The sequence below is a fragment of the Microvirga massiliensis genome, from assembly GCF_001006805.1.
GTDB classification, from domain to species: Bacteria; Pseudomonadota; Alphaproteobacteria; order Rhizobiales; family Beijerinckiaceae; genus Microvirga; species Microvirga massiliensis.
Genome location: NZ_LN811359.1, coordinates 201080 through 214559 on the forward strand (window position 1 = coordinate 201080; position 13480 = coordinate 214559).

General features: G+C 64.7%; 10 protein-coding genes and 1 pseudogene. 2 read left to right on the forward strand and 9 right to left on the reverse strand.

The window, feature by feature from the left end; genetic code table 11:
• Positions 1 to 10 precede the first annotated feature (10 nt).
• The gene (locus BN1233_RS27035; RefSeq protein ID WP_082145671.1) at positions 11 to 898 is read right to left on the reverse strand and encodes an ABC transporter permease; all 888 of its coding nucleotides are present in this window, start codon (positions 896 to 898) and stop codon (positions 11 to 13) included.
• Between the two features lie 5 nt (positions 899 to 903).
• Positions 904 to 1989, reverse strand: a complete 1086-nt coding sequence (locus BN1233_RS27040) for an ABC transporter ATP-binding protein (protein WP_046866744.1) — start codon at positions 1987 to 1989, stop codon at positions 904 to 906.
• A gap of 136 nt (positions 1990 to 2125) precedes the next feature.
• Between BN1233_RS27040 and BN1233_RS27045 the strand changes: the two genes are divergently transcribed.
• Both BN1233_RS27045 and BN1233_RS27055 read left to right on the forward strand, forming a co-directional pair.
• Positions 2126 to 3064: a LysR substrate-binding domain-containing protein gene (locus tag BN1233_RS27045; protein WP_063776762.1), complete on the forward strand. Its 939-nt coding sequence runs from the start codon at positions 2126 to 2128 to the stop codon at positions 3062 to 3064.
• A 517-nt stretch (positions 3065 to 3581) separates the two neighbouring features.
• Positions 3582 to 4112 carry a hypothetical protein gene (locus BN1233_RS27055; RefSeq protein WP_052763947.1) on the forward strand — a complete coding sequence of 177 codons (531 nt, stop codon included), beginning with the start codon at positions 3582 to 3584 and terminating at the stop codon, positions 4110 to 4112.
• On the opposite strand, the pseudogene BN1233_RS27060 reads toward BN1233_RS27055, so the two are convergent.
• From BN1233_RS27060 to BN1233_RS27090, 7 genes and pseudogenes are all read right to left on the reverse strand, one after another.
• Positions 4088 to 4693, reverse strand: a pseudogene (locus BN1233_RS27060) (transposase); the annotation flags it as partial. The gene BN1233_RS27055 and the pseudogene BN1233_RS27060 overlap by 25 nt on opposite strands.
• A gap of 270 nt (positions 4694 to 4963) precedes the next feature.
• Positions 4964 to 5668, reverse strand: coding sequence for a maleate cis-trans isomerase family protein (locus BN1233_RS27065; protein ID WP_046866747.1), 705 nt, complete (start codon positions 5666 to 5668; stop codon positions 4964 to 4966).
• Positions 5665 to 7299 (reverse strand): hydantoinase B/oxoprolinase family protein, encoded by a 1635-nt coding sequence (locus tag BN1233_RS27070; RefSeq protein ID WP_046866748.1) that lies wholly within the window; start codon positions 7297 to 7299, stop codon positions 5665 to 5667. Before BN1233_RS27070 ends, BN1233_RS27065 begins: the two co-directional genes overlap by 4 nt.
• The gene (locus tag BN1233_RS27075) at positions 7296 to 9401 is read right to left on the reverse strand and encodes a hydantoinase/oxoprolinase family protein (protein ID WP_187144380.1); all 2106 of its coding nucleotides are present in this window, start codon (positions 9399 to 9401) and stop codon (positions 7296 to 7298) included. The genes BN1233_RS27070 and BN1233_RS27075 overlap by 4 nt, the downstream gene beginning before the upstream one ends.
• A 25-nt stretch (positions 9402 to 9426) precedes the next feature.
• Positions 9427 to 10548: a pyridoxal phosphate-dependent aminotransferase gene (locus BN1233_RS27080; RefSeq protein ID WP_046866750.1), complete on the reverse strand. Its 1122-nt coding sequence runs from the start codon at positions 10546 to 10548 to the stop codon at positions 9427 to 9429.
• A 184-nt stretch (positions 10549 to 10732) separates the two neighbouring features.
• Entirely contained in the window at positions 10733 to 12124 is a 1392-nt protein-coding gene (locus tag BN1233_RS27085) for an aminotransferase-like domain-containing protein (protein WP_046866751.1), read from the reverse strand.
• 79 nt (positions 12125 to 12203) lie between these two features.
• Positions 12204 to 13460, reverse strand: coding sequence for a TRAP transporter large permease (locus BN1233_RS27090; RefSeq protein WP_197094650.1), 1257 nt, complete (start codon positions 13458 to 13460; stop codon positions 12204 to 12206).
• Between the last annotated feature and the right edge of the window lie 20 nt (positions 13461 to 13480).

Here is a 13480-nt window from a genome sequence, read left to right on the forward strand (position 1 = left end):
CTCCGTCCCGCTATTTCTTCAGGGCCGTCTCGAGATCCATGAAGCGGCTCAGCCAGAGGACGAGCAGCAGGACGCCGGCGAGCAGCGTCGACGCCAGCATCGCGGCGAGGCCCCAGCGCAGGGTCTCCGAGATCTGGATGCTGATGTACTCCGCGATCATGATGGTCTTGCCCCCGCCCAGGATCGCGGGCGTGATGTAGAAGCCGAGCGAGAAAATGAGCACGATTACGCCGGCACCGATCACTCCCGGCATGCTCATGGGCAGGAAAACCCAGCGGAAGGCCTGGAAGGGCGTCGCGCCGAGAGCCCGCGCGGCCGGCACGAGGCTCCGATCGATGCCGCTCATGTTGGCGTAGAGCGGCAGGATCGCGTAGGGCAGCATGTAGTGAACCATGCCGATCATGACCCCGAGCTCGTTGCGGACCAACTGGAGGGGGGTATCAATGATGCCAAGCCACGTGAGGGCGCTGTTGATCAGGCCCGCCGATTGCAGGATCGCCACCCACGCGAATGCGCGGATCAGGGCGCTGATCCAGAAGCTCGCGAGGATGATCGCGAAGAGGATCTTGCGCTCCCGTGGGCCGGAATGGACGAGCGCATAGGCAACCCCGTATCCCAGCACGAGAGTGATGGCCGTGGTGACGACACTGATCCTGAGAGTGGTGAGGAGGACCCGCTGGACCGCGGCGTTACTGAACAGCGCAGAGTAGTTTTCGATCCCCGCTCTTGGAACGGTGACGCTCATCACGAGCACGTTGATCACCGGAAGCACGTAGAACAGGCCGAGAAACAGGCACGGCAGGATGAGGAGCAGCCAGTAGAGCCGGTTGCCGCCGAGCAAGGCGGAACCGACCTTGCCAGTAGCGGGGAGATCATGCGGGATGGCTGCGGATGTCATGCGCGCTATCCCTCGCGCGGCGTCACGAGCACCGGGGCGTCGGGGGCCCAGGAGGCGAAAACCTCCTCGCCCTCCGCCACCGAAATCGACCCGGCCGGCACCATGGCCGTGAGACGGGTGTCGTCCGGCAGCGCGAGCTCAACCTCGATGGCCGAGCCGAGATAGGTGATCGCCGTCGTGCGGCCTCTCGCCGTGCACAGGTCTCCGTCAGGCTTGGCTCTGTGGAGAGCGATCTTCTCAGGCCGTAGGGCCGCCGTCCCGCGTGAGCCGGGGACGGGATCCTGTTGGTGTCCGGCGGAGGCCCTGCTGGACAGCGCACCGCAATGGATCTCGACGAGGCCGTCCATCACGCACTCGATCCGGCCACGGAGAAAGTTGCTCTTGCCGAGGAAGCCCGCGACGAACTCGGTTTCCGGACGTTCGTAGAGATCCCGTGGTGGTGCGCTCTGCAAGATCCGGCCACGATCGAGGATGACGATGCGATCCGACATGGTCAGCGCCTCCTCTTGGTCGTGCGTCACGTAAATGAAGGTCGTTCCGACCTTCCGGTGGATCGCCTTGAACTCTGTCTGGAATTCCTTCCGCAGCGAGCGATCGAGGGCGCTCAGCGGTTCGTCGAGGAGGAGAAGTTCGGGTCCGAAGACGAGCGATCGGGCAAGGGCAACGCGCTGCTGTTGACCACCCGACAGTTGCCGCGGGAGACGTTCGGCGAAAGGATCGAGCTGCGCCATCGCGAGTGCGGCCTCGACCTTCGGGCGTGCGGCTTCCCCACGGATTCCGCGGGCGCGCAGGGGAAATGCGACATTCTCGTACACGGTGAGATGCGGGAACAGTGCGTACCCCTGAAAGACTACGCCGAAGTTGCGCCTTTCAGGCGGCAGTCCGGTGATGTTCTCCCCGTCGAGCAGGATCTGTCCGCTCGTTGGCGTCACGAAGCCTGCGATGCTCATCAAGATCGTGGTCTTGCCGGATCCGGAGGGGCCCAGCAGTGTGACGAACTCGCCGGCCTTGATCTCGAGATCGGTCTTCTGAAGCGCCACGAAGTCTCCGTACCGCTTCTCGACGCCGGACAAGACCAGATTGCGCTTCACCCCTTGTCGCCCTTTCGTACGTGTCTCGCGATTAAGCGGGAGTGTTAGCAGACGGGCGACCAACGTCAAAAGGAAAGATGGGCCAAAGAAATAACTTTGCCTTATATCCTGAGGCAGCCAACAACCGAGCTTAGTGATGGATACACGGCACCTCGAGGCGTTCAGGACGGTCATGGAGACGGGGTCGATGACGGCGGCTGCCAGCCTGCTCGGCAAGTCTCAGCCGGCGGTAAGCAGCCTCATCAGCCGCCTGGAGGACGAGCTTGGCCTTGCCCTCTTCAAGCGGGGGAAAGGCAGGTTGGAGGCGACCCCGGAGGCTCATTTCTTTTACGAGGAAGCGCGGCGCGCGCTCAGTGCCTTCGATCGCGCCGCACAGGTGGCCCGGGACCTCAAGCCCCTCAGGCTGGGCACTCTTGCGCTGGCAAGCCAGCCGGGACTCGCGACCTATATCCTCCCACCGATCATCGCGAAGCTGCTCGATCGGTGGCCCAGCGGTACCGTCCGGTTCATCACTCGCTCGTCCAGCACGGTGCGCGACCTCGGACAGATCGAGGCCTTCGATATCGGCTTCGCCGAGCTGCCGATCGAGAGCCCGGCCGCGATCATCGATATCTTCGAGATCCCCTGCGTCTGTGTCCTTCCCGCCGGCCACCCGCTGGCTCGGCAGCCTGTCCTGACACCGGCCATGCTCGACGACGTACCGTTCATCTCGCTCTATTCGGGTCACTACCTCCACGAAGCCCTCGAGAGTGCCTTCGCCGAAAGTTCGGCGCGTCTCAGGGTAGTCACCCACGTGGAGTTCTTTGGAACCGCCTGCGCGCTCGTGGCGGAAAATCTGGGCGTGACCTTGGTGGACACCTTCACGGGCGCCCATTTCGAAAAGACTGGCTTGGTCACGCGGCCGTTCAGGCCCGACCTGCTTTACAGGTTCGCGATGTTCCAGCCGAACAAGCGCCCCCTCTCCCGGATCGCCATGGATTTCGTCGACCAGATCCGGCGCCTCTCGATCACCAGGACGAGCGATCTATCGAAGAGCGTCATTCCGCAGCCGAGAATGCTCAACAGGGCCATGTGACCGGCACAGCCCTTCGCTGGGCGTCTCGCCCGTCACCACAGCGCTCGCGCTACCCGATGGTGAGCGGGTCAACGCTTCACATAATGCAGCTCCGCTTCTGCCACCCAAACATCACCAATCACAAAAAGGGGCTTCGAGCCTGTCGGGCTTTCACCCGATCCGATTACCATACGGAATGATAGCCTCGACCCGATCGAGCACTTCAAGGGTTGGCGGAAAAGAGATCAGAAAGGCAAGGCCCATCTCCGACGAGAGGCTGAAGAGGAGCTTGCTGCCGCCTTGTCGCGGATACCGGATGGGGCTAGGCGCTATGCGGCGATCGCCGACAGCCTGAATTCCCAAGGGGTGAAGACGGTCACGGGCGGCATTTGGAATTTTGAGAACGTCAGGAAGACGATCAAGAACCAGAGGCGTGCAGATGAAACTCAATGAATTCGGCAGCTCGTAAGGCTCGTCTCAACAGCCGATGAGAATACGCAACAGGCATGTCTGTCCGGTCGTGGCATAGATCCGCTGGATGTTTGATCGCCTGATCCACGCCGACTGGAGTGTCGACGCTCGCAAGCGCTGGCAGGCCTCGGCCGAACGCAGTCGCGGCGCTTGGTATGTCTTCGCACCGCGAACCGTCGGCTCAGTGTCGGATTTCCTCGACGAGGTCTTCGCTCATTCCGCGCGAGACAGGGTGCTCATGGGGTTCGACTTTCCAATCGGGGTGCCGAACGCCTATGGTGTGAAGACTGGGCTCGCCTGCTTCCGTGATGCCCTTTTCGAATTCGGTCGCGGCGACCGGGCAGGCGTCTTCGACATTGCCGATCGGCCAGAGGAAATTTCCGTCTCGAGACCCTTCTACCCTCGCGGGTGCCGCAAGGGCGTGTCTCGAAATTCACTCATCTCAGGACTGGGGGTGAATTCCTTCGCCGACCTCCTGCGGATTTGCGAGCGCCGTATGGCTCATGGGCCGGAGGGATGTTCGCTGTTCTGGACGCTCGGCGGCAATCAGGTCGGACGGGCTGCCATCACGGGCTTGAACTGCCTGGCGTGGGCATAACGCTGCTGCTGGATCAGCGCCCACTTGCCGAGCCGGGCATAGGACTGGCGCAGCCGGATGCCGTGCTTCTTGGCGAGCCGCACCAGACGCTCGCGGGCGCGGTGCATGAGCTTGGCGTCGGTGGGATAGGTGATGGCCTTCTCCTGGACCGTGGCGTCGACGATCACCTGTGTGAAGTCGGCGGGCTTGGCGGCTCCGGTGCAGGTCGCCACGCTCAGGCCCTCCGGTCCCATGCGCTGGTGCCAGTGGGTCAGCGAGGAGCGCTCGAACGGGAGTTCGTGCTGGAAGAACTCCTCGCCGCAGAACAGCTGAAAGTATGGGTTCTCGCGCCAGCGGTCGCACAGCACCTCATCGGAGAGGTCGTGCAGGTGCTTGAGGATCGCGAGCCCCGTCATCAGCCGAGTCGGCAAGGGCGGCCGGCCGGGATCATCGTCGTAGACCTCACCGAAGCATGCCTCCAGGAAGCCCCAGTCGATCGTGCGCGCGAGCCGCACCAGCGCGTGGCCGGGATCGACGATCTGATCGAGCCGGGCCCGGAAGAGATCGGCCTGGCCACTCTCGCGCCGCTCGTTGGGTCGCATGAAAGCCTCCCGTGCGAGGGCCTCACGGGCAGGGAATCACGCCCTCACGCGCGGCGCAATTTGCCGGAAAAGGTGTCCACAGCGCATCAAAAGCCGCAAATCCGCATTCGGGCCGAATCCCAAAACTCACACACAGTCAGTGCGTTGCGAGTTCTTCACGGACGACGGATGAGGCGGGCGCTGATGCCCCGGAGAGCTGGGCCGCTTCTCCGAGGCTCAAGCCACTACCCAGGATCGCCGAGCTGCCGGACGGATCCTTAGGCCCGGAGCTCAGTCGAATTTTTTTCTTATGCCCTCCAGCACAGCGGAGTTGCTCGTCACGACCCGCACGCCGAGAGCCGCCTCGAGTTCTGCAAGTGCGTCGAGGGCACGGAAGTTCGTGCACGAGACGAAGACGCCATCCATCTCCATGCCACGCAGCCTGTCGGTCGCGAAGGCGACGATCTCGGCAGGGCCCGGCGTCGCCAGCTCGACATTGACGTCGATGCCCATCCCGTGTGCCGCGACGACCTTGCGGCCATTGTTCTCCGCTGCCCGGGCAACTGCTTCGGTCAGATCATCAATATAGGGTGTGATGACGGCGAGCCTCTTGAACCCGCGTGCGTCCAATGCCTCGTTCACGGCCGAGATGGTGCCGAGCGTCGGGCAGCGTGCCAAGATGCCGAGGTCCCGGCAGACCTTCCTGTCATAGTCGAGGCCAAACAGCGAACCGCCGGATGTGCAGCCGAAGACCAGCAGATCGAGCCCCGCCGTACCCACGTCGGCCGCAGCTTTCGGCGCATGCTCCTCGATCATCTCGATCTCGCCGGCCCGCGTGGTCTCCTCAAGATACATGCGCGCCGTATGGACCGTATATCTCTCCTTCGGGAGACCCTTGTGGAGGTCGTTCTCCATCACCGTGTTCGACGAGGGAACGAGCAATCCGATCCTGATGGCTCGCGCGGTGTCACCGCGCCGCGTCTCTGATACTGTCATCCCTGCCTCCCCTCGTCTTCATGACTTGGTGAACCCCAGCCGCCGCCACCGGCGGTGCGAAACTCGATGCGGTCGCCTGCGTTCAGGCGATGCGGACCACTCTTGGAGGCGAGTTCTTCCCGGACGCCCGTGGCCCGGTGAACCGTGAACGATGCGCAGGCCCCCGGTCCGCCCCCGGCGACGCCGTTCGCTTGCGTATGGCTGCGCTCGCCGAGCACCGAGGCATGCACCGCATCCGTCAGGATCTCGACCTCCTTGCGGACCCCCTCGCCGCCCCTCCACCGGCCGCTGCCCCCGGATCCCTCGATGAGCTCGTAGGCCTTGAAGCGCAGCGGCATGGCTGCTTCCATCGCCTCCACCGGAAGATTCATCGTATTGCCCATGTGCACCCGCATCCCGCCGGAGCCGGGCGCGCCGCGCCGGGCCCCCATACCTCCGCCGATGGTCTCGTAATGGACAAACGGCCGCCCACGCGTGGAGTCGAAGCCCCCGAGCGTATAGACGCAGGCGGATCCATAGCTTCCGGCCGGGATCTGATCCGGGTAGGCTTGGCCGAGTGCTGCCAGGATAAGATCGACGATGCGGTTCGAGGTCTCTGTGTTCGCGCCAACCACGGGGGATGGGTAGCGCGCATTGACGACGGAGCCCTCAGGCGCGGTGATCGACGCGCTGGCATACGCGCCCGAGTTCGGAGGTATGTTTCCGCCGGCGAAGCCGAGCATCGTGTAGTAGACGGCCGATGCGGTGACCGGCAGCGGTGCGTTCACCGGTCCGCGCGCGGGACCCGTGGAGCCGCTGAAATCCACATCAAACCGATCGCCTACCTTGCTGACGCGAACCTGGATGCGCAGGGCTTCCGCGCCCGGGCCATCGAAGCCGTCACCGTCGAGGGTCTCCGCGAGCACGACTTCCGCGTCCGGAAGCCGCTCCAGCCGGGCGCGCACCTGCAGATGGCTGTAATGCTGGGATTCGGCCAGAACCGATGTCAGCATCTCGGCCCCGTAGCGGGCCGCGATCTGGCGCAGCCGGTCCACGCCACGATCGTTCGCCGCCTGCTGAGCTCGAAAATCCCCCAGGCGGTCATCGGGAATACGCACGTTGGCGAGGATAATGCTGAGGATGCTCTGCTGGACCTCGCCCTGCACGATGATCTTGACGGGTGGGACGCGGAGCCCCTCCTTGATGATCTCATCGGCGATGGACGAGCTGCCGGCCGCGATGCCGCCCACGTCAGGCCAATGCACGCGCGTCGCAGCGAAGGCCAGCAGCCGCCCGTCTTGGAACACTGGCGTCAGCATCGACATGTCGGGCAGATGTGTGCCGCCGAGATAGGGATCGTTCATCAGCACGGCATCGCCAGGCCGCCAAGTGTCGAGCGGGAACGCGGCGAGGGCTGCACGACCCGTGAAAGGCATCGCGCCGAGATGGACCGGAATGTCGTTGCCCTGGGCGGCAACATTGCCATCGCGATCGAGGATCGCACAGGACAGGTCGGCTGAAAGGCTCAGGAGCGGCGAGAACGACGTCCTCATCAGGACGGTCTTCATCTCCTCGCAGATCGCATAAAGGCCGTTGCGGATGACCTCGAAGGTGACGGGGTCAGATCGGAGAAGCCCTGTTGCATTCGTCATAACGAGCAAGACACCCTTATGTGGACGCTGCCGCAGTCGTCGACCCGGGCGGCGGTCCCCACATGAAGCCACACGGTCGCTCCGCCGATGGCAAGGATAGCCGGACCGTCAAGCGTTCGGCCGACCAGGCTCGCACCGGCGACATGAACGGGAACAGCGGTCTCCATTCCGTCGGCACCGATGATCGCGGTGCGCATTCCGGCTGGCAACTCCAATGCGGCACCATCCATGAGGGATGTGAAAGGCCGCCCTGCCCCGCCGGGGTCTACCGTGGCCGAAAGGCGGAGGTTGACGATCTCGGGCACTCCGTTCGGCAAGTCGAAGCCATACTCGGACGCGTAGGCCGCCCTGAACAGCTCGTCCAGCGCCATGGCATCGGGAAGCGGCGCGTCCAAATCCCCGAGAGGAATCTTTAGCTGGAACAGCTGTCCCCGGAATCGTACGTCGATGAAGCGTCTCGTGCGCGGGGGCTCCACCGGCTCCTGCTCGGCCGCGAAAAGCCCGTCGAGCTTCTCGTGAAGCGGCACGAACGCCTGTTCGAGATCCTCGCGCCGGATGTCGCGCACGAGACGCAGCATCGAAGCGCTGACGTCGTGACGGATGGGCGACATTATGGCGCCGAGCGCGCTGAACATGCCCGGCAACGGCGGCACCACGATTTCCGAGATGCCGACCTCCCGGGCGATGGCGACCGCGTGCAGCGGACCGGCGCCACCCGACGGGACGAGAATGAAGTCGCGCGGATCGAGCCCGCGCCTGACGGTCGCGAGGCGCACCATCTCGGCCATGTTGGCGACCGCAATGTCGAGGATCGCGTGGGCGGCTCTCTCCACGGACCATCCAAGCGGCCCGGCCAGGTGAGTGGCGATCGCGCGACGCGCCAGGTCCCGGCGCAGCTCGATGGTCGAGGCCGCCAGGAGTTCCGGGACCAGAGTCCCGATCACTGCGTGCGCGTCCGTAACGGTGGGCAGTTCACCGCCCTGGCCGTAGCAGGCCGGGCCCGGCCGGGCTCCGGCGCTGCGGGGCCCGACCTTGAGGACGCCGGCTTCGTCGAGCCAAGCGAGGCTGCCGCCGCCCGCGCCGATCTCGACGAGGTCGGTCACGGAGCTGAGGATCGGGAAGCCCCCGACGTTGCGCCCCTCCACCAGGGCGTCCGCGTAGAATTCGTCGGTAAGGCGCGGCTCCCCGGCGACCACGACTCCCGCCTTGGCGGTCGTGCCGCCCATGTCGAAGGCGAGCACGTTCTCCCGGCCGATCGATCTTCCGAACTTCGCCGTAGCCGTCAGTCCTGCCGCCGGCCCTGACTCCACCAGATGCACGGGATAGCGCGCCGCGTTGGCCGGGGACGTGAGGCCGCCGTTCGACTTCACCACGTAGAGCGCGCGGGCACCGATACGACGCACGCCCGCAGCGAGCGCGGTGATATAGCGGCTGACTGCCGGCCCGATATAGGCGTTGACGACCGTTGTACTAGTGCGCTCGAACTCCCGGATCTCGGGCGCCACGTCGCTCGACGTCGAGACGAACACCCCCGGGAAGGCCTGCCGAAGCATTTCCTCCACCCGCTTCTCGTGCGCCGGCGAAGCGTAGGCATTGATCAGGCAAACCGCAATGGAAGCAACATTCCGCGCGCGAATGGCATCGACGACGTCCTCCAGGCCGGAGACGGGCTCGACAACAGATCCGTCGTGCGCGATGCGCTCGGCCAGCTCGATCCGGGCGTCGCGCTCGACCAGCGGCTCGCTGAGCCGCTGGTCGAACGTGTAGAGCTCAGGCCGCGCCTGCCGCCGGAGCGCAAGCACGTCGCGGAAGCCCCGAGTGGTGACGAGGGCTGTCGGCCCCCCTTTGCGCTCGATCAGCGCATTCGTTCCCACGGTGGTGCCGTGACACACGGTGGCGTCGCTCAGCGTCCACCGCTCGCCGATGCGACGCAGGGCGCCAAGCACTGCCTGACCCGGATCGTCCGGAGTCGAGGGTATCTTGAACGCCTCGATACACGCGCCCGACTGGCCATCGACGACGACGGCGTCGGTGAAGGTGCCGCCGACATCGATTCCTATGCGCAACCGACCTTGGGGCGCACCAATTGTCCCTGCCGGCAACGGCACCTCCCTCCGCTCCGCCGTCTCAGGCCACGCGCCGCTCGATCTCGATCAGCCCGTCCACCAGCCGATCCATGTGGCGTTGGAGGCTGACGTCGGAGCGCAGATAGCGCTTGCCGAGCCCCTTGAACGAGACCGAGCCGTCCTTGACAATCACGCCGCAGCTCAGGAGCTCCTCGAACACCTTGGTCGAGTCCAGGGCGGGATGCATGATTTCAATCAGGAAAAAGTTCGAGCGCGAGTCCGGCACCATGCGAAAAGCCTTCAGCGCCGACATCCTCTGGGCCACGTAGCCCCGCATCTCCACGATCATCGCGACCGTGCGCTCGATGTGGTCGTCGTCGTCGAGTGCCGCGGCGGCGCCCGCCGTCTGCGCACACCCCATGTTCCAGGTCGGCTTGATGTTCAGGAGAGGAACGATGCGTTCGGCGGAGGCGACGCCGAAGCCCGCACGCAAGCCCGCGAGACCGAACGCCTTCGAGAAGGTCCGCAGCACGATCAGGTTCTCGTAATCGCGCACGAGGTGCAGGCTGCCCTCGGTTTCCGTGAAGTGGATGTAGGCCTCGTCGAGAACGACGAGCGTGTCGCCGGCCGCCTCGCAGACACGCCTGATGTCGGCCTCGCTCATCAGCTTGCCGGACGGGCTGTGAGGGTTCGTCAGGAAGGCGATGCGCGCTTCCGAAGACCGCATCGTCTCGATGTAGTGGTCAATGCGAAACTCGAACCCGGATCCCATCTCCACGTACACGGGAACCCGCCCCTCGTTCTCCGCGAAGATGTGATAGATCGGGAAGCAGGGCTTGTACATCACGATCTTGTCGCCCGGCTTGGCGAAAGCGCGAATGACGCAGGCGATGACTTCCGTCTCGCCAGTCCCGCAGACCACCTGATCGGGCTTGAAACCATATTTCGCAGCGATCTTCTCCCGCAGCCTCTCGGCGGTCCAGCTCGGGTAGAGGTCGAGCTCGCCGAATGCGCCGGCAACCGCGACAAGGGCCTTGGGAGACGGACCGAGCGGGTTCTCCGCCGAGCCGAGCTTTGCGATTTCCTCCGGCGCGAAACCGTAGCGCTGGGCGACGTAGGAGCGGGACAGACCGGGCGTATAGGGCTCCCCGGTCACGAGTATCTCGTTGCTCACATAAACCATGGTCTCGCTCTCCAGTCGCTGTCTTGTCATGTCCCTTGGCAGCCCGGCGCCGCCATGAATGTAGTGTCACGATTCCGAGGTAATCGCAATACAATCGGCAGAAAAATTAGACGCAAATGGATATTGTCCTAGTATAATGCTTGAGCCGCACTGTGATGCGCATATGACCCTCCGGGTGAGACTCTCAGGCAATAGCGCCCACCACCATGGCCTGGGGAATGAGCCGCTCCGCAACGAGGGCGAGCGCAGTCTCCAGCTCGGCACGGTCTTCGACGCTACCGAGGCTGATCCGGATCGCGTTGGGCACAGGACCTCCCGGAACGGCAAAGTGGTGGGCCGGCGAGACGATGACGCTCTCCTTGAGGAGGTCCACGCACAGCTCCTCGGCCCGCATCGAACGGTCGACGGGAATCCAGACATGGTAGGCTGGCGCTTCCGCGAGAACACGACGTCCCAGATGGCGCCGTGCCAGCCCGACGCGCGCGGATGCCTCCCGCCGTTGATCGGCTACGCAACGGCGTGCGGCCCCTGTCGTGATGAGCCGCGCCGCGATGGCCGCGTGAAGTGACGGCGCCGTCCAGTTCGTCGCGTAAAGGGCGTCCCGCAGGCGCGGCGCCATGGAGCGCGACGCCGCTAGGAAGCCGACGCGCAGACCGGCACTGAGGCACTTCGACATGCTCGTAACGTAAATCGTCTGCTCGGGCGCGAGCGCGAAGAGCGTCTCGGTTTCCTCGCCCCCGAGATGCCCGTTGATATCGTCCTCGATCAGCATGATCCCGGCACGCTGAGCCACTCTGACCAGCTCACGGCGACGGGCGGCATCCAGCGTGGCTCCGGTGGGGTTGTGGGTAACGGGCGTGCAGACGACAGCGCGTGCCTCGTGCCGGCGTGCGGCCTCCTCAAGGGAGGCCGGGATCATTCCCTTCGCATCGATCGCCACACCGGCAAGGGTGAGACCAAGGAGGTGCGCGATGCGCCGCAGGCCCGCATAATTCACCTCCTCGCACAGGACGGTGTCACCCGGCCGCGCTACCGCTGCGAGGGCCGTGAGGAGCCCCTCGTTGGCACCCTGCGTGACGATGATCTGCTCGTCTGCGACCTCGATTCCCCGCTCCGCAAGCCAGATCGTGCCGGCCCGGCGGTGCTCCGGCGAGCCACCGACCGGCTCGTAGCCGAAGAGGCGCACGTCATTATGCGCGGTGCTCACGTCCGCGAGGGCCTGCGCCAGCGCCGCGGCAACCGGGCCGACGGCGGGACGGTTGATGGCGAGATCCATGGGGCCATCGGCGGGCTCGACAGCGATCCCGATCGAGCGCGGGCCGCGGACGTAGGTCCCCGAGCCGCGCCGGCTCGCCAAGAGGCCGCGCCGGTTGAGGTCCGTAATCGCCTTGGTGACCGTCGCGACCGTCACGCCAAGCAGGCCCGCCAGCTCGCGATGGGGCGGCAGCCGCTGGCCTTCGGACAAGCTTCCCGTCTCGATCGCGTTGGCGATCGCGTCTACGATTGTCGTGTACTTGACCGCCGTGTCGCTCCGAATGACAGGCAGCCAATCCGGGATATCCTTGCGATCCGGCATCTATCCTCCCGCGTCCGGGCGGCAGCTGCCGCCGCCTTCCGCGACTCCAGTTCAGCCATGCCCGATCGAGATCCGACGGTCATGGACTCGTGAGCCATTCCGCGCCCGGGATATACATCAGCCCGAGGAGGAACAGGACCAATACAAGGGCGAACGGAAGCGTTCCTCGGAACACGTCCATTACCGGCACATTGCTGATGGCGCTGATGACGAACAGGTTGAGCCCGATCGGCGGCGTGATCACCGCAAGCTCCATGTTGATGACAAGCAGCACGGCGAAGTGCACCGGGTCGATCCCGGCATTTGTCAGGACCGGCAGGAGGATCGGCATCGTGATCAGGATGATCGAGATGACTTCGAGGAACATCCCGGCCACGATGAAGAACAGCATGAGCATCAGCAGGAGCTGCCAGCGCTCCAGCTGCAGCCTTGTCAGATAATCGAAAACCGCATGGGGCACCCGTTCCGACGTGAGTGCGTAGCTGAAGAGGTTCGCGGCCGCGAGGATGAGAAGGATCATGGCGGCGGTCGAAGCCGAGCCCGTCAGCATGGCGGGGATCTCGCGCAGCGGCACCCGGAATCCGACGACAGCCAGAACGAGCGCGTAAACGCAGGCGATGGCAGCGCTTTCGGTCGCGGTGAAGAGCCCGGTATTGATCCCGCCGAGGATGATCACAGGCATCAGGAGGATGCCGCTCGCCTGCCAGGTCGCGATCAAGCGCTCGGACCATGAGCGGCGTGGCGAAGGCAGCACGCCGGAGCGCCGCCCCATGAAGTACGCCACGACACAAAGGATTCCTGCCAGACAGAGGCCGGGCAACATGGCCGCCGTGAAGAGCCGGTCGATCGAGATCTCCGTGATCATCCCGTAAATGATCAGCGGGATGGATGGCGGGATCAGAATGCCGAGCCCGCCTGCCGTCGCGATGAGCCCGACCGTGAACCGGCGATCGTAGCCGCGCGCGATCATCTCGGGAATCATGACCGAGCCGATTGCTGCAGCTGTGGCGGCCGAGGAGCCGCAGATGGCGGAGAAGAACGCGACGGCAATCACCGCCACGACCGGCAGTCCTCCGCGATTATGCCCGATCCAGGCGTCGACCATCGCGATAAGGCACTTAGTGGCACCGCTGCGATTGAGGATTTCCGCAGAGAGGATGAAAAACGGGATAGCGAGCAAGCCGCCCGAATTGAGAGTCGCGAAGAGATAGGACGAGAGCGTGCTCGGATACTCGCCCGTCGAGACGACATATACGAGGCCGGAGAAGATCAGCGCGAAAGCGATCGGCGTCCCGATAAGGACGCTGAGGCCAAAGGCTCCGACGACATTCAGCACCAGGGAACGTCCTCTACAGT